Here is a 19,191-nt window from a genome sequence, read left to right as displayed (position 1 = left end):
ACAGCCTTTTTTATTTATTTCTTTCATAGGAATACCAATTTAAGGTACGATTACTTTGCTCTCCACTAATATGCCTTAATAAAAATGTTTTTCCAGTAATACTCGATAAAACTGATACATGTAGTGAAAATAAATGATCAATCTTTTGTAAATAATGTTGGGACATATCCATAGATTGAATTCGTTTTCTTGGTAAAATGAATTCTGTTTTGACAAAGCTTCTTGAACGAAGGAACAAAAACTGATCATTTACATGCAGTCCTGCATCTTTATATTGCCAATACCCTAACAAAGCTGCTAATAACGGTAGGATAAAAGCCAGCCAACCATACGGGATAAAGTAAGTAAAGACACTAGCGGCAATCAGCGAAGGAACGATTAAACGAATCATATACCTCCTTAAGCTTTTACCAGGTAAAGTTTCATAAACAGATGAAACATCATAGTCCGGTAACAGTTCTTGAAGTAGTCCTTCTACTTCATTGCGCTTACACATTGGGATTAAAATCGTTGATAAATCCTCTTCTTTACTTCCTCCACCAGCACTTTCTACATACACTGCGACAAACCCAAAAGGTTGCCTTAGTAAATTTTGCACGATTCTTACCGCTGTAATTTTGTGGTCTGATAACGTTAATTGGCGTTTCTCTACTACCCCTCGTGAGATATGGATCTCACTACCTCTTTTTGTTACAGAAAACATCCCATATTTCAGTAGTGTTCTTATCACAGTAATGACCCATGCGATAAACAATATAAAAACAACCCAAGAACCTATAAATAATATACTATGGTGGATGACAAAACCTATAACTTGTTCATATAGCCTATTAGGGATAAATTGTTGGACTTGCGACATAATAGCCGCAACAAATGTCGCTGCAATACCGACCCCACTCGATGTCATTGCTGCAATAACAAGCCTTGGATTTGATAACATCCATTTATATTGTCGTATCTCTTCGTGTTCTTTCTCTTGTACTTGTTCTTGTGTTTGTTCCTCATGGACCTCTTCGGCTTCTTCCTTTTCGTCAAGAGGGCCCGTCATTTCATCATCATTTAATTCTTTTGGACTTTCAACGACTCTTAATAGTTGCTCTTTTATCATCGCTGCTTCATGTTTCTTTAGTGCAGTAATCTTAAACTCTGGTTCATCTCCGCCCCCAGCTGTTTCAATTCTTACTTCTACTAATCCAAATATACGTTGTAACAACTTTGCATTAATATCAATACTTTGGATTTTTTCTTTTCTTATATAACGATTTTTACGAAAAATGAGTCCATGTTTTATTTTTATTTCATTTTCAAATAACTGATACCTAAATGTCCACCATCGAATAATGCCATTTCCTAATGAAATAATTAAAATCAAACTAAAGAAAACGATGTAAAACGTTGATCCACCTGCTTGTGCTTGACCGAAAATAATCACAGCAATAAAGGTAATAATCATTTCTTTTAAATTATTTAAAAAGCTAATAAAGATTGCTATAGGGTGTTGCCTATTCCAACTATTCATTAGGATCAGCTTCCCTTGCTAACTGCGCAATGTGATCTCTTAATTGATTCGCCTTATCATCCTCGAGACCGGGAATTTCATGGACGGTCGCTGCGGTTGAAATTGTCACGGACGATAATCCATAATGCCTAAGTAGTGGGCCTTGTTTTGTATCAACATGTTGCACTCGAATCATCGGTATAATGATTCGTCTTACAACAAACACCCCAAACATCAATTCTACTTCATTTTCATAAATTTTATACCGCCATCTTTTCCATTGCATTTTTGGTACAATAAATATTTTTAATAGCCCTAGTGGAATAAGTATAATGCCCATTGCTATTAATGGCCAATTAGGTAATGTTATGAAGAAATAATTTTTCGCGATGTAATAAGCGATTGGCAACAATACGAAAAATAGCCACTCAAGAGCACTAGCTATTCGCCAAACATGTAACGTTTTTTCTGCTAACGATTGGTCCGGCTTTCGTCTAATCACCGAGAAATCCTCATTCTTCGTCAACATAAATAATTTCTACTCCATACTCTTTTAATATATTTAGGACATTTTCATTTAATGATTCGTCTCGTAATAACCCTAATGAAGGTGCCAGCTCTAATGCTTCTAATCCTCCCTTTTCAGCATCTGTGATTAATTCAATAATGTCATCCATCTTTTTTTCTTCTAATTCTTTTACTAGTTCATCTTTTGTCATGTTAAAACCACCCTTTTGCTTGTATATAAATCCTTCACTATACAGATATTAGGCTATCATACTCTTCATACCTTTTCCATTTGTTTCTTCTTTTAAAATAGGTTCTACCCTGAAAATTAACATAGTCTAAATAAAAACAAAAGTTATCCTAAAAAACGATAAATAGCCCCGCTTCCTATCGAAAGCGGGACCTGTCACACCTTACTTTTTCTCCATGGCTTCAGTCATTTGTTTCCAAACGGATCCTTTGGCTTCTTCTCCGCCTTCAATTCTCGCTAAAGCTAGTTTCGCTTGCATGCTAACTTCGAACTCTGGGTCATTTTCTGCTTCTTTTAAGGCTGGGATTGCTGATTCATCACCAACTTCGTATAAATACATAGCTGCTCTCCAACGAACCAGTTTATTAGAATCGGACAATGCTTTGATCATGGCTGGGATTCCCTTAGGACTTCCGATATCAGAGTATGAGTCACCTGCTGTACGTCGCACCGTTACAGATTTATCGTTTAATGCCTTTTCTAAATATGGCAAGACTTTTTCGTCTTCGATCATCCCTAAATAAACGGTTGCTAGACGACGAATCGATGCTTTTTCGTCTTCTAAAGCTTTTTCTAGTACAGATAAATCTTCGAGTTTCGGATCCATTTGCTCTAGATAAGCAAAGCGCTTTCTCCAGTCTGGGTCATCAAGCATTTCTTCCGTTACTTTTAACCACTGTTTTTTATGAACTTCTTTATTTTCCTCACGATTTTTAGCAGCTTCAACAAGTTCTGATAATCGCTTTTCTGAATAAGTTGCTTGCAATTCTTCTGCGACTTCATTACCGACATCTTCTAAATCACCGTAACGAGGCTTTTGATCGACCCATTGCCTTTGCATAACAATATTATCTTCAGGTAAAGCCGCTTTTGCAGCAGCTTCTTTAAAATGATTTGGTAACCCGACGCGAACTTCTTCTTCACCATTCGTTACTTTCACTTGCATTGGAATGTTTTTAAACATATGAACTTGAACATTTACTTCACCGTAATGTTCATCCACTTGGTTTTCATCTTCTGTTGTCTCTTCTTCTGCTTCACCGAATACAGCACGAACTTTTGGCAAGATCACTTTCCAATCGACTTTTGCATTTCTTTCTACAGCGATAAAGTCAGCGACGTGATAAACCCCTTTGACGCCTTCAACTTTAAATAACTCCTGAACAAATGCAGGACCGTCTGCTGCGTTTTCTTTTTTATAATTGTGACTCTTCCCTTGAGGTAAAGATTGATTTAATGTTAATTTCATCGTATTTGGGCTTGGTGTTGGTTCTACAGATACGATTTTCATAACGTCACTCCCCTTTCCACTATGACCATGTGCTTTTCTTTTTATATCGTATCACAATCTATTTTTTGACCCAAACAACTTTGCTCTTTGCCCTATTTTTGTATAATATAAAATGAAATCATGTTAAAAAGGTGTGGTTATATGCTACTCATTCAACAATCAACAGGACAAGCAAGGCTTACATATTATTTCTTCTTCCTACTATCAAAACTTTCCCTAAATAAAAATGACTTTTTTAATCAAAAAACGCAAGAAGCAAAAGATGAACTAAGCGAATTAAAAAGAGCACACCGTATTTAGCGGATCAAAAAAAGAGACTGACAATTTACCCATAAGTAGTTCCGTTTAAAGGGAAAAAGACGAAAATAACAACTCATTTTTGGAGGTAATTCGCGTACCTGAATTATCTCCTTTATTTTGTTGATATATGAATCAATTTCATAACTCAAAATATGATGCGATATTCCGAATGATGAGTGTGAACTTCACTTCAGACGGATTCGAGTGCTTACCTTAATAAAAACCAAAATAAAAAGGCAACATGTAAAACTTGATGTTAAACACGTTGCCATTCTATTGATTTTATTGTTTATTACCTCGAAAAGGGAACTACTTAATTTGTCCATATCAGTCTCTTTCTATTTACTGGTTTAAAACATTCCCTATTGCCTGGATCATCTCTTGAAATGATGCTTTATCGTTAAACCTTGCAACGATTTCATGGTTACTATTTAGTAAAAATGTTGTCGGAACACTCATACATTGATATCGGTCATAAACCTTTGTACCATCGTCAACTGCACACGGAAAAGTAAAGTTGTTTTCATCATAATACTTTTCCCCTGCTTCAGCTGTACCTTCTCTCCCTGATACATGAACCATCAGTATGACTAAATCATCTGTATTCATAGATCGATAAAGTTGTTCTTTATTCGGTAAGTCCCGCTGACTATCAGGGCACCACGAAACCCAAAAGGTTAATAAGATTGCTTTTTCTTTATATTTTTCTAACGATATAGGTTCTCCTGTTTTAATATCTTGTAATTGAAAATTTGGTGCCGTCACCTGTTGTACCTCCTATGTTGGTTTACATTTCTTCTTGAATAAATTGATAAACATTTGTAACAGACTCAAACTTATATAATTTCTTTTTCATTTCACCATGACGGATATATGCTAGACATGGCACACTTTCTATTTGCCACTTTTTAGCCAACACCTTTATATAATTAATGTCTACCATATGAATAGTAGGAGATGTATTTAATTTTTCAATGATTGTTAAAAACTGATGTGCAATATGACAAGTTCCACAAATAGGTGTAAAAAAATAAATAAAGTGAGAATCGTTTTTTAGTATTTTCGTAAGTTCTTCTTCTGAATAAATTGTTTCCATATATGCACCCCCATCAACCACTGTTACTATACCACACCACAAAAAAAGAAAAAACTCAGAGACTCCCTGAGTTTTTTAAACGGATCATTCCGTAAAGCTTATGTACGTTTGTTATCCTTTAATACGGCGCGGACTGGCGAGCCATCTGCATCTTCAATTTTCAAAGGGAATGCAAACAGTTCATAAAAGCCTTGTTTCACTTCATTCAATACGAGACCTTCAAGAATGAAAATATTTGCCTCCTTTAAAGCATGATGAGCTTTTAATTCTTTACTCGTTAATGGATCTACCGATGGTGAATCCACCCCTACCAAATGAATATTCTTTTCACTTAAATATGTAGCTAATTGTGGAGAAAGTATTGTAAAGTCATCATAACTTGCAGGACCGTTCTGTCTTGTTTTAAATAAAACTTTTTTTACACCTTTAAAGTCAATTCCCTTTACATCATCAACTTCTATTACTTTTTTCCCTAATACATCCATAACCAACGTTTCACCATGAAAATATTCAAGTGGAAGCTCATGTAACTTCAGCCCATTAGTGTCATAATGAAATGGTGCATCCATATGTGTTCCTGTATGAGAACTCATTGTAATTGTTCCTACGTTTACAGAGTCTCCTTCTTCAATTGACATCGTCGTATCATATTTAAAATGTGTGTCTCCTGGCCAAACGTCCATCTTTTCTTTTAATGTTTGTGAAATATCAATCCAGCTCATCGAACCTCTCCTTCCCATACTTAATATAATGAAATGTTCTTAACATTTTAACATATCATTTACATATTTACTTTAGGAATGAAGTGGAGTATCCTTTAATTCGAAGATAATCCCTATAAGGTTAATAGGATATGAGGTGATTTATATGGCATTACAGTCATTGAATGAAAACAATCAAAGAATACAAGAAGTAACACCTTTACCACCCATGCAGTTAAAACCATTCATCATCGGTCTTTTTGCATATATAATTTTAGGTATTGTCAGCTATACAATTTCTGGATTACAAATGTTTATTTTATCTTCATTTGGACTTATTTTTGGATATACACTTTTCCACGCTAGATTCGGATTTACTTCTGCATTCAGGCGATTTATGGCTGTAGGAAATGGGGAAGCATTACGTGCCCACATGCTTATGTTAGCTGTAGCTATCACATTATTTGCACCAATCTTACATTTTGGTATCGGCTTTTTCGGCGTTGACCCTTCTGGCTCTGTTGCACCAATTGGAGCAAGTGTCATAGTCGGATCGTTTTTATTTGGAATTGGTATGCAACTAGCTAATGGTTGTGCTTCCGGAGTTCTTTACCAAATCGGTGGAGGTAGGACGTCTGCTATCATTGTGTTGATTAGTTTTATAATCGGCTCTGTTATCGGAGCTTGGCATTTTGAATTTTGGACAGAAACTGCACCAAATCTTCCAGGATTTTCTCTTGCAGAGCACACAGGACTTGGCTTCTTCGGTGCATGGATCCTTCAATTAGCAATCTTCGGTGGGATAATTTTCTTAACATTTTATGTCGCTAAAAAACGTCGCTCGCCAAAAATGGCTGTACTTCCAACAGCCTCAGGATGGAAGAAAATCATCCGCGGTGCTTGGCCACTATGGGCTGCTGCAGTTATTTTAGCGGTATTTAATGCACTAACGTTAATGGTGAGTGGTTCTGCTTGGGGAATCACTAGTGCCTTTGCTTTATGGGGATCTAAAATTGCACAATTTATTGGTATCGATGTCCTGCAATGGGGGTATTGGTCTGGTTCACGTGAAGTTCAACTAGAGCAATCAATTTTTGCAGATCGAACAAGTGTCATGAACTTTGGTATCTTTATTGGTGCAACCATGGCCGCAGCTGCAGGTGGCGTACTAAGCTTTACAAAAAAGCTTCCATTTAAAATCATTATGGCATCTATTTTAGGTGGATTGTTAATGGGTTACGGTGCTAGACTTGCCTTCGGATGTAACATCGGAGCTTATTTCGGTGGTATTGCATCATTTAGTGTTCACGGTTGGGTATGGATGATTTTTGCAATGATTGGGACATATGTTGCTCTATTTATTCGCCCTCTATTCGGTATAAAAAATCCTAAATCAACTGATGAATTCTGTTAATTAATAAAGAGGCTGACTAAAAAGGTCAGTCTCTTTTCTTGTTTTGAGTTATATATATATAAAGCCCCAATGGCCTTCCTCCCCCGTCATAGGTCCATTAGGGCTTTTTTGCGTCTATTAATTATGATGTTTTTCCACTACAGAAAGCGAAGAAGCATGTGCTTCTAAACATAATGGATTCGGCATTTCATACGTCATAATCATATTTCATTTAACTTTTTTTATGAAGTTAAAAGTTAGCTTGTCTCTATTAATAAAATTGAACCATCACCAATAATAATTATAAAGAATAGACATGTAGTAAAAGGAATAACAAAAGATCGTCATTTCCTAACATGATGTGTATTTTTACCATCCCTTTTTCACACAATACAATTAATTCCAAAAGGTGTAAAAAGGTCATTTTCTTGAGAAAGGATCGATGTGGTGGACCATTATGAGAAACTTTCAAGTAATGAATTACTCATTTGAAAATTTACGAGAAAAAAACTTATCCTTTGAACAAGTATTTGAACGGATTGTCCAGTTTATGAAACGTGATCCTAATGGTAAATATAGATTAATGTTTGGTACTGATAGTCAAGTTCACTCTACCTACACAAGGTTTGTGACTGGTATTGTCATTCAACAAGAAGGAAAAGGTGCTTGGGCGTGTATAAGAAAAGTAGCTGTCCCTAGAAGAATGACAAATTTACATGAGAAGATCTCATATGAAACATCATTAACTGAAGAAGTCGTCTCAATGTTTACGGAAAAAAGGAAAGACGAGTTAATTCATATTGTTTTACCACACGTATACAAAGGTGCAACATTTACAGTTGAAGGACATATTGATATCGGTGCTTTAAGTCGTAACAAAACTAGATATTTTGTTCGTGAGATGATGTCACGAATCGAGTCGATGGGAATTGAACCGAAAATCAAACCCGAATCCTTTGTTGCTAGTGCTTATGCAAATAGATACACAAAGTAATCATTTTACACGAGAAGCATTAATAAAAACGTAATCGTAAACACACTACAAATCGTACTAATTAATGTTACGCTTGATACGAGATGTGGCTTTGTTTCAAATTGAATCGCATAAATGGTCGTCGTTGCTGCAGTTGGCATTGAACTTACGATAATAAGGACGGTTTGCATTAGTGATGAAATCGGCATCAGTGATGTTACACCAAAAGCTAGGATTGGTGAAATAATTAAACGTAAGCTAACGGCAAATGAAATATTTGACCATTCTAATTTATTTAACTTGATCCCTGCTAACTGCATCCCTAATAAAAGCATCGTCACTGGAATCGCAGCCTGGCTAATAAGTTCAATTGGATTAAACAACGGTTCTGGGATTCGAATATCGCCTATTTGTAGAATAATGACTAAAATTAACGTATACGTAGCCGGCATCTTCATGACTGTATTGATCGCAGTTCGTACACCCGTTCCACCTTTTGCAGCATAATAAACCCCAAAGATTGTCATAATGATGGTTTGCGTCACCATAAAGATAATCGCGTATGCAAAACCAGCCTCTCCAAAAGCAAATAAAATAATCGGTACACCATAATTTCCAGCATTCATAAATGCTGTTGAAAGAATCAATCCACTTTCTGTATTTTCATCTTTTTTCATCAATTTACTATACAATTTCGTAATAATAATCATTAAAAACAACCATATAAAGGCATACAGAACGATGTAAAAAAAATCGATCGATAACTCTTTTTCATATAACGTTACGAGAACTAAAGCAGGAATTAAAATATAAATTGTAACGACTGAAATAGGGGTTAAATTCACTTTCTTCCAAGCTTGCACAATATAACCAATAATAAAAACAAGTACGACAGGAAAAACGACTTCGATAAATAACATGACTTCACCTCCAATATGGTTGAATTTTTTCAGCTCATTAACATTAAAACAACCTTGATTGATCGCCAACCCCTTATGACGAAAGACTTCTATGTCGTAACACTTTCATCCTTTAGTGACATTAAAGTGCAAAAAATAACGCCCGGCAATCATCTCGATTTAGATGCTTTGCCGAGCATATCATCTCTTTGTCATTTTAAACATTCATTATCTTTCCTTGCCACTAACAAATACTTTTGCTCCAAGTGTATTTTTAAAGTGTTCTATCGCCCAATTATGCCCTACTGGATCAAAGCTCTCTACCGCATCTTGATGAACAACAATGGAAAACCCTTTATTATATGCATCTACAGCAGTATGTAACACGCATATATCCGTACAAACACCGGTCAGATGTACTTCATGAACGTTTCGCTCACGCAATTTCAATTCCAAATCCGTACCTTGAAACGCACTGTATCTCGTCTTATCGATCCACTCAATATTTTCTTTTTCTTCACGGAATGTATTATCTAATAACATACCAAGCTGTCCGTAAAGCTTCCTCCCTTTCGTACCGCGTATATTATGCGGTGGGAATAGCTTTGTTTCAGGATGGTATGGATCATTTTCTTCATGAACATCAACTGCAAAAATTACGTAATCATTATGGTCAATAAACTCTTTTGTCAGTTCAGTTATGCGTTCTTCAATCGACTGACCTCTTTCGCCACTAGTTAATTTCCCTTCATCTGCAACAAAGTCATTCGTATAATCAATGACGATTAACGCTTTCACACAAACCCTCTCCCCTCACCATTTTGCTAAACCCATTATACCATCGATTCTTTCGTATGAGTATGGTTACGACTTTTATGTAGATAGCCATTCATTAACGCGTGATAACGTATTTTCTTAATGATGCGCAGCAACTAATTGCCTCCCCGTTTGCGGACCAAGAGTACCGACAGCTTCTTGTGCTATCGCTTCCGTTAGTGGAGTAATAGAATTCAAGCTTGTTTAACCAGAATATAATTTAGTCTCAGACATAAAATGGGATGTATCGCCTATCATTTTATAATTAAACTGTTCTCCATCCCAATTAAAGGTTGTAAGACTTGTCCCATGAATAAAAGGTGGCTCCCACATTTGTTCAGTTGAAATATTCATGGTAAATGACAGGATAGCTCTTATCACTACTGCATGAGTAACGATTAGTATATTTCCATTATGGTTCTCTGAAATAACCCTTCTGACAGCATCTTCTACCCTCTGTTTAAATACAGTTAATCCTTCACCTTTATGAGGTTTGTGGTTATAGGTATGAGGATTATCCCAAAAATTCCGAAATTGAATATTATAATTCTTAATGGCTAGTATTTCTTCTTTGGTTTTACCTTCCCATTCACCAAAATGAATTTCCTTTAAATCTTCATTAGTATAAATAGGAATATCTTTATCTAATGTTATGTATTTAGCAGTCTGAAAAGCTCTTTCGCTTGTACTTGAATAGATGGCATTAAAATCAATATTACTTAATCGTTTTCCTAGCATGATTGCATTTTCGATTCCATTATCTGTAAGTTCCGAATCCTTCGAACCCTGTAAACGATTTTCTTTGTTCCATTGAGTTTCTCCATGACGTGTAAGATAAATATTTAGCATATATGCCTCCTATTACTATTGAATATATCTGTAATGTTAGTAAAATACATCCACTTTCTTATTTCATGCTTCTTTCCTTTAGCACTATAACAGAAGTTACTATACGTTGTGCTATCACATCTTCTTTCGTGCAAGAACGATTTACGCTTTTCTATTTATAATGTGTTTAGATTCTACCCTATTTCGCTCTTCCGACTTTTGCTCTTTCAACTCATTAATTTCTTTTTTCAAATCCTTTATTGTCTTTGAATCATCTATACCTTTTGAAACTGCTGTTTTAATTATTAGGTAGAATACGAATAAACCATTTCCCCCCCTCGTAACTTTCGTATCCTAATTTTACATTCACTCTTAAGCTCGTCAGCACAAAAAGAAAAACGCTAACTCTTATTTAAGCAAAGTAACCCTTTAGCTTAATAACACTAGTCTATTTTGTGACTTTTTTAATCAACTCATCTATAGTTCCAATACATTTCTCAACTTGCGATAAATGGTAAAAGGTACTGGTTATTTCAAAATTATTTACTTCATCATTTTGTGAGTAAAGATAAATTCTTTTGCCTTGTCCTAATGCAATACCAAATTCAATATGACTTCCTTTACCTGCTGGTAATAATACAATAATAAAATCAGCCTTCATCACAGCATTTCTTTCTTGCCTTCCTATTTCTTTTAAATCCTCTATCGTTGAAGCTCTATCATTTTTCGTCCAATCATATGTTTGAATATAACCTTTATCAATTAATTCATTACTAACGTAACGAACTGTATTTATATTTTTAAAGCTCGATGCAATATAAAATTTTTTCAATGTTTAAATTCTCCTTGTTAAATTGATCTCCCCATTAGCTTAACATCATTTTCCAGTTTATTGGCACAATAATGAGCTGCACCATAGCAACTCGAAATTTTACTAACGCATACTCTTTTGTTGAAAAAGAGTAAACTTCTGCCCTTAACTTTGCACTATTGTTTAATAAAATGAGGTTAATTCTATCTTTTTAGTAGCTATGGAACTAACGAAATATTCATTATGGTCAACACTAATCATTGTGGGGTTATAATTCTTTATAGCATCAATCAGTTGGTTAATAACCATAATATCCAAGCTATTGGTCACTTCATCCCAAATAAATAACTCATTTTTTCCTAATAGTGCATTAGCTAAAAAAACTTTTTTCTGCTCCCCAGAACTCCAATCCTTACTTGTTGGGTCTGAAAAGTGTGCTCGATTTATACCTAATTGATGAAGTAGATGTAAAAATTCTTCTTTATCTGATTTAGACGATAATTTATGCATTAGCGAAGAAAAATCTATATTTTCTTGATTTTTTTGACTTAGAGTGGATAGATTTTTAGGAAGTGTTATCTCATAGTCACCAACAGTTTCTAACTGTTCTTTCCCCAGTATAAAATTTATTAAAGTAGATTTACCTACACCATTTTTCCCTTCAATGAACAAACGTTCAGATGAATAAATATCTACGTTAATTGGTTCAAATAAAAGTGCTCCATCTCTCAGTATTGAAAAATTACGTAGAAACATTATTTGCTTTCTCGGCTGTTCCACATTCATCTTTAGTTCTGCAATATCCTCAATATTATTAATAAGCCCTCGCTTTTCTTCAATCAATTCTTCCGTTCTTTTTTTAATGGCTTTGGCTCTTTTCATTTGTTTTGCAGCTAATCTTCTTTCAGAAGCATCCTTTGTACTGTTTTCTCTTTTTAACCCCCAAGTATTTACTTGTCTAGATACATCATTTAGCCGATTTATTTCACCTTTTAACTTGGAATTCTCTTCTTGCACGAGTAAATCTGCATTTTGCTTTTCGGTTTTCCAAGTATCAACATTTCCCTTAATTAGGTCCAATGATTCCTTATTAATGGCTAAGATATGATTAACAAATTGATTCAAAAAATATTCATCGTGACTAACGACGATAAATCCCTTTTTATTACTTAAATATTCACCTACGATTTGTCTGCCAAACAAATCTAAATTATTTGTCGGCTCATCAATCAAAGGAAATGAATTTTCGCTTAAAAACAACTCAATCAATAAAAGTTTTGTTTGTTCGCCGCCACTAAGTACATTGAATTTCTTATATAAAATGTCAGGTGGTAATCCCATATACGTTAATTCACGTTCTATTTTCCAAACTTCTATATTTGGTTCATATCTTTGTAATACTTCTAAAGCAGTTAAATCGTATTGACTGTCGGGATAGCTAGGGAAGTATTTGAAGTCTAAAGTTGACTGTACAGTACCTTCATACTCAAGTTCATTTAAAAGAATTTTTAAAAATGTTGTTTTCCCTCTACCATTCCTCCCTACAAGTCCTAATTTCCAATTCTCATTGATATTTAACTCTACATTTTTAAAAACAGGTTTAAGCATAGATAAATATTTAAATGTCATATTTTTCATAAGAATATTTCTAGTCATTAAATCCTCTCCTTTTAAAAAAATCACCAATACAAAGTTCTTATATATCGCTCATTTAAATAATAATAAAAGCCTCCTATCCATTTTGAGATAGGAGGCAATGCAGACTATAACAGCTTAAATACACCTAAATAGACCGAGGTTGCAACTTTAGCCATTATTCAAAGAGCATTACACAATAATCCTACCTCAAAGAAATCATAAATAGCCAAAACAAATATGCATTTAGATATTAAGAAAATTAATCTAAACTTAAATAAGTTAAGCTATTTATGATTTCTATAAAAGTTAGGATCATTGAATCATTTTTTATTTCCACCCTTCCATTCACAATGTAATAAGAGTAAAACACATACCAAATTTTGTCAATTAATACATCTGCTAAATATAGACAGATATACTTAAGCTAATGTTTAAGCATGCGATTTTTATTAGATAGCTCCAATGCGTGATATTCGATACATTTTAGTAAAACTTATCATTGCTTTAAACACATAAAAAGACCTGCTTCATCATATTAGATAAAAACAGGTCTTTACCGTTACAATCCTAGGATCATTCGATTTTGCAGCTGATGAACTTGTTGCTGTAATCGCAGCAATTGATCTCTCTGTTCTGCAGTAGCGCTTCTTAGTATTTTTTCAAGCTCCATATTAGCAGCTTCAAGTTGCAACTGTGCCTCAGAGAATTCATTCGGATCACCAGGCTGGACTTTCTTAGAAGCAGTTAATTGTTCTTCTGCGTTCGTCATGACATGCTCAATCTCGTTGATTGCTCCTTGCAAGTAACTTGAGTTTGTCATTTCATCCACCTCCATCCTTAAATTTCTCATTTTTAAATGAATTTATTCGACCAATTGAATTCGATATATGATGACACTTATACATTTGACAATATTTAAAATTATAGTTTTTTTCTGATTATTATCGTTTATAATAATGATAAGCTTGATTTGAGAAAGGGGCATGAACAGTGAAAATTAAGTATAATATCATTCCTAAAGAAGAAGTAACATTTGTTAAAGAATCGTATACAATTAAGGAAGCTCTTCAACAACTAGAGGATAGTGGATTTCGTTGTATTCCCATCTTAGACAAAACGGCTACATACTTTAAAGGCAACATTTATGCACAAGACATTTATCGAGCAATTGTTAAAGAAACCGTTAACTGGGAAGATTCAGTTATGGACCTTTGTGAAGACGAATCTGTTTATATCGACGAACAAGCATCATTTTTCCGCATTTTCACAAACATCAAAAAATACCCATACCTTGCCGTTCATGAAGAGGATCATAAATTTACAGGGATATTGACACATGCAAATGTCATGTCAATTCTTGAAGACTCATGGGGCGTTAAGACTGGAAGCTACACATTAACAATTTCAACTCACGAATATCAAGGTGCGTTAAATATGATCGTTTCAAGCCTGAAAAAACATACGAACATTCAAAGTATGCTTACATTAGATAATGAAAGTACTTTTTTCAGACGGGTGCTTGTCACCCTTCCGAAAAATACTACGGAAGAAACACTAACTTCAGTCATTAAGCATTTGGAAAAAGAAGGGTTTCGCGTCTTCGATATAGAGAAAATATAATCAATAAAAATGCTGTCCATACTGGGCGGCTTTTTTTATTGGCCATTTTATAAAATAAGTCTAGTGAACACCCGAAGTTCGTGTTAAAGTTTCAAAAGGGAAATATTGAAAGAGGAAGTGAAGGAATGACGTGGGACGTGTTTAATATCATCGGCACGATTGCTTTTGCACTTAGTGGTGTCACTGTAGCTATGGAAGAAAAATATGATCTAATGGGTGTTTACGTTTTAGGCTTTGCAACTGCATTTGGTGGGGGAGCAATTCGAAATTTATTAATTGGTTTACCCGTCTCAGCATTGTGGGAACAAGGCACACTTTTTACGATGGCATTTATCGTCATGACCGTTGCTTTTTTCTTTCCTAGAGTATGGCTTCATCAATGGAAACGCTGGGGAATCTTTTTTGATGCAATTGGGTTGGCGTCATTCGCTATTCAAGGTGCTTTATTTGCAACATCTATGGGACACCCTATAAGTGCTGTCATTGTCGCTGCTGTTTTAACTGGAACAGGTGGTGGAATGATACGTGATGTTTTAGCAGGAAGAAAACCGTTAGTTTTAAAGCAAGAGATTTATATTTTATGGGCTTTTGCTGGAGGACTACTTATCGGATTAAATATCGTGGATACAACTTGGAAAATTACGCTATTATTTATTGCAATCATTGCTTTTAGAATGCTTTCTGTAAAATATAAATGGAGCCTTCCAGTAAAGGCTCCTTCACAACAATCTTCATCTGTTTAATCTTGCCGTTCGATTAAAGTAATTCGGTAGCCACGTGCTGAATCTGCGACATAGTATGACCTTGCTCGTTCTTGCACCTCGACTTGGTCTACTTGTCGCACTTGAATCTCTTCATTGGTCGTTACTTTATATTCTCCGGCTTCACTTACTTCCACTTCTTTATCAATGACCTCAACTACTTCTTCTACTTTACGTTCACTTAATAATTGCTGGTGTTGTCTTCGTTGCATATGATAAACATGACTATTCGCAACAAAAAATGGCTCCATCATTGAAAATGAATGTTCTTCTAAACTTCTTGTCCACATATTATTATAATCAGTCAAAAATTCTACCACATCTTCTCTTTCCTGCACATCTTCTACTACATACCAATTCTCATCTTCAGCGCATGCAGTAATCATAAATAAAAGCAGAAAAAGGACGATTGTTTTCCCTAACTTTCTCACGTCTTTCACTCCCGAGTTTTAATAACCTACTCTCAGAAGTATACAAAAAAGTAACCCAAAAGTATATGTAAGAAAATACTCCATATAGAAAAGAGCCACTCAAAACGAAAAGTAAGTAGTTCCGTTTTCCAGGTGTAAAACTATAAAAAAATAGTAATGGCAACACGTTTACCATTTAGTTTTACATGTTGCCTTTTTATTTTCATTTTTATTAAGATAAGCACTCGAATCCGTTAACAGGCGGACGCTTTCAGCTCAAGATGCAAGTGCGACATAAAATACACCATGGACGTTTGAGTCAATGAATAAGGAATTATATCCGTTCAAAAGTTCCTTCGCTTTCACCCCATGGCACAAGCGCGACAACAGTTCATCCTTCACTTCGCTCTAATTCACGGTGTCTTCTTTGCCACGGGCAATGCCCCAGCTAAACAGGGCTTAAGCCCTGTTGAATCTTCGCCTATTGCTTTTCCCGCTGGAGTCTTCGGATTTTTGACGGATTTCCTTTTATCAATAAGACGGCTATCACTTCTTGAGTTATAAAGTCAATGTGAATAGAGCTTTGTTTCATTTATAAATCTCAGCCTTTTTAAGTAAGAGTTAAAAGAAAAAAAGGAGTACCTCCTTAACGTCATCATATTTATAACCGTATGAAAGTGGCAAGCCCCGGGGTAAACTGTCAATCGAATACGGAGGTAGTAGCTTTAAAATGAAAACTGTTATAAAAGATGTTTTCTTCAAATACAAATGAACAAGATTAGATGGCCGAAGCAGTAGAAATACACGTAGACTCCAGCGGGAACAGCTCGAGCTGAAGATCCACTTTGGAAAGAAATAAGTTTTCTTTCCAAAGTTAGCTGAAGCCGTGCCCGTGGAAAGCGAAGTGTATTTCAACTGCGTATCAACCAAAAGTTAAAGAGATAATTCAGGCACAAATTATCTCCAAAAAAAGCTGTTTTTTTATTTTCTACCTTTAAACGGAATTACTTTTCTAGACCTTTATTCATTTATCGACTTTAACAAACTGTCAATTGTGTAGTAAATGGACTTATTTCTTTCTAGAAAACGCTTCTTCTTCGTATCCGCTTGAAAGCAAGTAACCGCCTCAATATGAATATTTTCGTGTGCATCATTTATTTGATTCTCGTGAAGATACTTTGGTTTTTCATCACGGATAAACTGGACTGCTAGTGGCATCCATTCATCTGCTTTTTGATGGACATCATCAGCAAAAGGCTTAATCAGTGACATGAAATCAGCTTGTTCATTATTTAAACGATATGTTTCAAAATGCTTTAAAGCTTCTTGGTTCTTTGTTAACAATTGATTTGAAAGTTTAACTAAATGATCTATTTCTTCATTTGTCATGTTGTAAATCACCTCAAGTTGATTTTAGCAAAGGTTTCATGGCAATTAAAGCGTTTTTAAAAACTAAAGATTTCAGCAAAACGACGTTTTTTGTTTTTTCGAATGTTCATTTTTTCTTCTAATGATACAATTTTGTTTTCCTTTTCTGAAATCACGGACTCTAAATAATTGATTCTTTCATCTAACTTTTCAAGGACAGTGCCTACGTCATCGATCTCTTTTCGATGCTGAAGCATTTGTACTTCAACAACTTCATCAGCCTTTTCCTGTAGCTTCTTGTCTAACTGATCAATTTGTAACAACATTTTATGAAACCTTTCATCTAATGTACTGGCTGGTACCATTTTTTCCTTTTTCTCGATAACGATTTCCTCCTTCGTTAATTGAATTTGTTTTAACCTTTTTCCTTTTTTCACTTCTTGATGAATGTAGGAAAGCTTGTTGTAAGAGTTTTCATCAATGACATAATGACCGACTTCATTTAATTGACACTCAATATTAAAATGCTTGATCCACCGTTGAATCGTTGTCTGATTTACTTGAAACTCCGCAGCGACCTCTTTTGTTTTCCATACCTTTGCCATGTTCCGATCCCCTTTCAAATTGTGTTACTAAAGTATTCTTCCTCCTTCCTTCGACTCCCTCCACCATTGACAAAACTAGTTTCCTTTCGTCAAAGAAAGTGGTTATAACCTTGAATTCGATACCATACATGTTTTCTCCTAAGTTAGGTAACGATAAGGATAAAGATGAATGGAGGTGTTTGCATTGGCGAAACAAAGAAAACAATCACCTGAAAGGCAACAAAATATGACAGGTAACCAAGCAAAGCAAGCTAAGCGCGGGTATGGAGATAAGAAAACAGAAGGTCCAAACCGTCCATCTACTTAATTTTCATTGCAAAAACGAAAGGACATTCAAACGTCCTTTCGTTTTATTTTTTATTTAATATCGTGTTTTCAATCGCGGCTGCGACCATCATTTGCGTTTGTTTTTTCTCGTACCAACCTGTTAAATCATATTTCACCTGCAACTGAATAAGCTTGTTTAATTGTTTATCCGGATCAAAACGGTCCTTAAGAGACCAATCTTCCCTTCTGTTATCTTCATGATGAATGATCGGATAGACGATTCTCAAAATTGGAGTATGTGGAAATGTATGATTGATATACTTCTGATAATCTTGTCGTGACCCAGTAAATTCTTCCTTCAAGAAGAATTGTTTAATTTTATCCCTTTCTGGGGATTTCATTAATATCCAGCCGAGTTGTTTTCCTAGTTCAATTCTGTTCTCTACTTTTTTAAATCCTTTGATCGACCTACCGTATAACGCACCTTCAAACGTTGGAAAAAGTACATAACTAAAATGTAAGCGCTCCTGCCATTTATAAACAAACTGATGGAACGTTTTATTTTTAAAAAAGGGCGCTTCAATAACCGGTTCTTGAATGAGATGTTGTTCATTGACAATTAATGCATGCAAGAGTTGTTCCTCATTTTTTGTAAGCCAAAACTGCTCCCATTGGGCGATGATCCATTTTGAGACATGGAAATGCTCTAACAAGTGAAATTGTCTTTTTCCTGTTCGTTTCGACCATTCATATATAAGTAGTTGTGGATACGCATCTGAAAAAATAAGCCAGTTTGCCCGTTCATAAGTAATAAATAATTGTCTTTGCAAATCATTTTTCAATAAAATGACATAAGGTTTACTACATAAATCAGCCATACTCCACCCAGCATTTCTTGAAACCATACTCGCTAAATACGCCCATGTAATTTCTGGATGGTTTTTGAAGAATTTCTGATATGCTTTTGTTCTTGAAATGTTGTCAACATTCATTCTTACGGTCTGATTTTGAATGTGTCGTACAATCCCTTTTTCTTCCATTGAAATAACTCTCCTTTGTTTTATTATGAGTGTATCCTTGCTAAAATAGTCAAAAAGTCTATTCTCAATGAAATGAGTTATGGTAAGATATAGTGATGGTTTGGAGAAAAAGGATGTGA

The 19,191-nt window shown here is 34.9% G+C and carries 23 protein-coding genes; 6 read left to right on the top strand and 17 right to left on the bottom strand.

Features of this window, described 5'->3' with window-relative positions:
• Nucleotides 1-10 precede the first annotated feature (10 nt).
• The 4 genes from LGQ02_RS08890 to LGQ02_RS08875 form a co-directional block, all read right to left on the bottom strand.
• Nucleotides 11-1,519, bottom strand: coding sequence for a PH domain-containing protein (locus LGQ02_RS08890; protein ID WP_226517827.1), 1,509 nt, complete (start codon nucleotides 1,517-1,519; stop codon nucleotides 11-13).
• Nucleotides 1,512-2,000 carry a PH domain-containing protein gene (locus tag LGQ02_RS08885; RefSeq protein WP_226517826.1) on the bottom strand — a complete coding sequence of 163 codons (489 nt, stop codon included), beginning with the start codon at nucleotides 1,998-2,000 and terminating at the stop codon, nucleotides 1,512-1,514. Before LGQ02_RS08885 ends, LGQ02_RS08890 begins: the two co-directional genes overlap by 8 nt.
• A 10-nt stretch (nucleotides 2,001-2,010) precedes the next feature.
• A complete protein-coding gene (locus tag LGQ02_RS08880; RefSeq protein WP_226517825.1) occupies nucleotides 2,011-2,217 on the bottom strand; it encodes a hypothetical protein in 207 nt (68 codons plus the stop codon).
• Between the two features lie 201 nt (nucleotides 2,218-2,418).
• The gene (locus LGQ02_RS08875; protein WP_226517824.1) at nucleotides 2,419-3,546 is read right to left on the bottom strand and encodes a conserved virulence factor C family protein; all 1,128 of its coding nucleotides are present in this window, start codon (nucleotides 3,544-3,546) and stop codon (nucleotides 2,419-2,421) included.
• 141 nt (nucleotides 3,547-3,687) lie between these two features.
• On the opposite strand from LGQ02_RS08875, the gene LGQ02_RS08870 reads away from it, so the two are divergent.
• Nucleotides 3,688-3,846 (top strand): hypothetical protein, encoded by a 159-nt coding sequence (locus tag LGQ02_RS08870; protein WP_226517823.1) that lies wholly within the window; start codon nucleotides 3,688-3,690, stop codon nucleotides 3,844-3,846.
• 342 nt (nucleotides 3,847-4,188) lie between these two features.
• On the opposite strand, the gene LGQ02_RS08865 is transcribed toward LGQ02_RS08870, so the two are convergent.
• The 3 genes from LGQ02_RS08865 to kynB form a co-directional block, all read right to left on the bottom strand.
• Nucleotides 4,189-4,611 carry a TlpA family protein disulfide reductase gene (locus tag LGQ02_RS08865; protein WP_226517822.1) on the bottom strand — a complete coding sequence of 141 codons (423 nt, stop codon included), beginning with the start codon at nucleotides 4,609-4,611 and terminating at the stop codon, nucleotides 4,189-4,191.
• A gap of 22 nt (nucleotides 4,612-4,633) precedes the next feature.
• Entirely contained in the window at nucleotides 4,634-4,942 is a 309-nt protein-coding gene (locus LGQ02_RS08860) for a thioredoxin family protein (protein ID WP_226517821.1), read from the bottom strand.
• A 98-nt stretch (nucleotides 4,943-5,040) separates the two neighbouring features.
• Nucleotides 5,041-5,664 (bottom strand): arylformamidase, encoded by a 624-nt coding sequence (kynB, locus tag LGQ02_RS08855; RefSeq protein ID WP_226517820.1) that lies wholly within the window; start codon nucleotides 5,662-5,664, stop codon nucleotides 5,041-5,043.
• Between the two features lie 145 nt (nucleotides 5,665-5,809).
• Here kynB and LGQ02_RS08850 point away from each other — a divergent pair, with 145 nt between their 5' ends.
• Both LGQ02_RS08850 and LGQ02_RS08845 read left to right on the top strand, forming a co-directional pair.
• Nucleotides 5,810-7,057 (top strand): YeeE/YedE family protein, encoded by a 1,248-nt coding sequence (locus LGQ02_RS08850; RefSeq protein ID WP_226517819.1) that lies wholly within the window; start codon nucleotides 5,810-5,812, stop codon nucleotides 7,055-7,057.
• Nucleotides 7,058-7,493: 436 nt separating this feature from the next.
• The gene (locus LGQ02_RS08845; protein ID WP_226517818.1) at nucleotides 7,494-8,030 is read left to right on the top strand and encodes a ribonuclease H-like YkuK family protein; all 537 of its coding nucleotides are present in this window, start codon (nucleotides 7,494-7,496) and stop codon (nucleotides 8,028-8,030) included.
• A 5-nt stretch (nucleotides 8,031-8,035) separates the two neighbouring features.
• Here the strand turns inward: LGQ02_RS08845 and LGQ02_RS08840 are convergent, their stop codons facing one another.
• From LGQ02_RS08840 to LGQ02_RS08815, 6 genes are all read right to left on the bottom strand, one after another.
• On the bottom strand, nucleotides 8,036-8,929 hold the full coding sequence (locus LGQ02_RS08840; RefSeq protein WP_226517817.1) for an AEC family transporter: 894 nt from the start codon (nucleotides 8,927-8,929) through the stop codon (nucleotides 8,036-8,038).
• 207 nt (nucleotides 8,930-9,136) lie between these two features.
• Nucleotides 9,137-9,706, bottom strand: a complete 570-nt coding sequence (locus tag LGQ02_RS08835; protein WP_226517816.1) for a cysteine hydrolase family protein — start codon at nucleotides 9,704-9,706, stop codon at nucleotides 9,137-9,139.
• 222 nt (nucleotides 9,707-9,928) lie between these two features.
• A complete protein-coding gene (locus LGQ02_RS08830) occupies nucleotides 9,929-10,573 on the bottom strand; it encodes a histidine phosphatase family protein (RefSeq protein ID WP_226517815.1) in 645 nt (214 codons plus the stop codon).
• A 427-nt stretch (nucleotides 10,574-11,000) separates the two neighbouring features.
• Nucleotides 11,001-11,384, bottom strand: coding sequence for a group-specific protein (locus tag LGQ02_RS08825; protein WP_226517814.1), 384 nt, complete (start codon nucleotides 11,382-11,384; stop codon nucleotides 11,001-11,003).
• A gap of 162 nt (nucleotides 11,385-11,546) precedes the next feature.
• Entirely contained in the window at nucleotides 11,547-13,019 is a 1,473-nt protein-coding gene (locus LGQ02_RS08820) for an ATP-binding cassette domain-containing protein (RefSeq protein WP_226517813.1), read from the bottom strand.
• Nucleotides 13,020-13,560: 541 nt separating this feature from the next.
• Nucleotides 13,561-13,821 (bottom strand): DUF2524 family protein, encoded by a 261-nt coding sequence (locus tag LGQ02_RS08815; protein WP_226517812.1) that lies wholly within the window; start codon nucleotides 13,819-13,821, stop codon nucleotides 13,561-13,563.
• Nucleotides 13,822-13,991: 170 nt separating this feature from the next.
• Between LGQ02_RS08815 and cbpA the strand changes: the two genes are divergently transcribed.
• Nucleotides 13,992-14,621 (top strand): cyclic di-AMP binding protein CbpA, encoded by a 630-nt coding sequence (cbpA, locus tag LGQ02_RS08810; protein WP_226517811.1) that lies wholly within the window; start codon nucleotides 13,992-13,994, stop codon nucleotides 14,619-14,621.
• A 125-nt stretch (nucleotides 14,622-14,746) separates the two neighbouring features.
• Nucleotides 14,747-15,364 carry a trimeric intracellular cation channel family protein gene (locus LGQ02_RS08805; RefSeq protein ID WP_226517810.1) on the top strand — a complete coding sequence of 206 codons (618 nt, stop codon included), beginning with the start codon at nucleotides 14,747-14,749 and terminating at the stop codon, nucleotides 15,362-15,364.
• On the opposite strand, the gene LGQ02_RS08800 is transcribed toward LGQ02_RS08805, so the two are convergent.
• From LGQ02_RS08800 to LGQ02_RS08790, 3 genes are all read right to left on the bottom strand, one after another.
• Nucleotides 15,361-15,813, bottom strand: coding sequence for a TcaA NTF2-like domain-containing protein (locus LGQ02_RS08800; protein WP_226517809.1), 453 nt, complete (start codon nucleotides 15,811-15,813; stop codon nucleotides 15,361-15,363). The genes LGQ02_RS08805 and LGQ02_RS08800 overlap by 4 nt on opposite strands.
• Nucleotides 15,814-16,812: 999 nt before the next feature.
• Nucleotides 16,813-17,181, bottom strand: a complete 369-nt coding sequence (locus LGQ02_RS08795; RefSeq protein ID WP_226517808.1) for a YppE family protein — start codon at nucleotides 17,179-17,181, stop codon at nucleotides 16,813-16,815.
• Nucleotides 17,182-17,237: 56 nt separating this feature from the next.
• Entirely contained in the window at nucleotides 17,238-17,765 is a 528-nt protein-coding gene (locus LGQ02_RS08790; RefSeq protein ID WP_226517807.1) for a MerR family transcriptional regulator, read from the bottom strand.
• 184 nt (nucleotides 17,766-17,949) lie between these two features.
• Here LGQ02_RS08790 and LGQ02_RS21265 point away from each other — a divergent pair, with 184 nt between their 5' ends.
• Nucleotides 17,950-18,072, top strand: coding sequence for a hypothetical protein (locus tag LGQ02_RS21265; protein ID WP_264184009.1), 123 nt, complete (start codon nucleotides 17,950-17,952; stop codon nucleotides 18,070-18,072).
• A gap of 43 nt (nucleotides 18,073-18,115) precedes the next feature.
• Here LGQ02_RS21265 and LGQ02_RS08785 read toward each other — a convergent pair whose 3' ends face one another.
• Nucleotides 18,116-19,072, bottom strand: a complete 957-nt coding sequence (locus LGQ02_RS08785) for a DUF2515 family protein (protein WP_226517806.1) — start codon at nucleotides 19,070-19,072, stop codon at nucleotides 18,116-18,118.
• Nucleotides 19,073-19,191 lie beyond the last annotated feature (119 nt).

Origin of the sequence: Bacillus shivajii (genome assembly GCF_020519665.1) — a bacterium.
Taxonomy (GTDB): domain Bacteria; phylum Bacillota; class Bacilli; order Bacillales; family Salisediminibacteriaceae; genus Bacillus_CA; species Bacillus_CA shivajii.
This window is presented reverse-complemented; position numbering and strand designations above follow the sequence as displayed.

What these genes read in the sequence shown, in the direction of transcription:
- LGQ02_RS08890 (WP_226517827.1), bottom strand. Translation starts at nt 1,519, where the DNA reads ATGAATAGTTGGAATAGGCAACACCCTATAGCAATCTTTATTAGCTTT.
- LGQ02_RS08880 (WP_226517825.1), bottom strand. Translation starts at nt 2,217, where the DNA reads ATGACAAAAGATGAACTAGTAAAAGAATTAGAAGAAAAAAAGATGGAT.
- LGQ02_RS08875 (WP_226517824.1), bottom strand. Translation starts at nt 3,546, where the DNA reads ATGAAAATCGTATCTGTAGAACCAACACCAAGCCCAAATACGATGAAA.
- LGQ02_RS08870 (WP_226517823.1), top strand. Translation starts at nt 3,688, where the DNA reads ATGCTACTCATTCAACAATCAACAGGACAAGCAAGGCTTACATATTAT.
- LGQ02_RS08860 (WP_226517821.1), bottom strand. Translation starts at nt 4,942, where the DNA reads ATGGAAACAATTTATTCAGAAGAAGAACTTACGAAAATACTAAAAAAC.
- kynB (WP_226517820.1), bottom strand. Translation starts at nt 5,664, where the DNA reads ATGAGCTGGATTGATATTTCACAAACATTAAAAGAAAAGATGGACGTT.
- LGQ02_RS08850 (WP_226517819.1), top strand. Translation starts at nt 5,810, where the DNA reads ATGGCATTACAGTCATTGAATGAAAACAATCAAAGAATACAAGAAGTA.
- LGQ02_RS08845 (WP_226517818.1), top strand. Translation starts at nt 7,494, where the DNA reads ATGAGAAACTTTCAAGTAATGAATTACTCATTTGAAAATTTACGAGAA.
- LGQ02_RS08840 (WP_226517817.1), bottom strand. Translation starts at nt 8,929, where the DNA reads ATGTTATTTATCGAAGTCGTTTTTCCTGTCGTACTTGTTTTTATTATT.
- LGQ02_RS08830 (WP_226517815.1), bottom strand. Translation starts at nt 10,573, where the DNA reads ATGCTAAATATTTATCTTACACGTCATGGAGAAACTCAATGGAACAAA.
- LGQ02_RS08820 (WP_226517813.1), bottom strand. Translation starts at nt 13,019, where the DNA reads ATGACTAGAAATATTCTTATGAAAAATATGACATTTAAATATTTATCT.
- LGQ02_RS08815 (WP_226517812.1), bottom strand. Translation starts at nt 13,821, where the DNA reads ATGACAAACTCAAGTTACTTGCAAGGAGCAATCAACGAGATTGAGCAT.
- LGQ02_RS08805 (WP_226517810.1), top strand. Translation starts at nt 14,747, where the DNA reads ATGACGTGGGACGTGTTTAATATCATCGGCACGATTGCTTTTGCACTT.
- LGQ02_RS08795 (WP_226517808.1), bottom strand. Translation starts at nt 17,181, where the DNA reads ATGACAAATGAAGAAATAGATCATTTAGTTAAACTTTCAAATCAATTG.
- LGQ02_RS08790 (WP_226517807.1), bottom strand. Translation starts at nt 17,765, where the DNA reads ATGGCAAAGGTATGGAAAACAAAAGAGGTCGCTGCGGAGTTTCAAGTA.
- LGQ02_RS08785 (WP_226517806.1), bottom strand. Translation starts at nt 19,072, where the DNA reads ATGGAAGAAAAAGGGATTGTACGACACATTCAAAATCAGACCGTAAGA.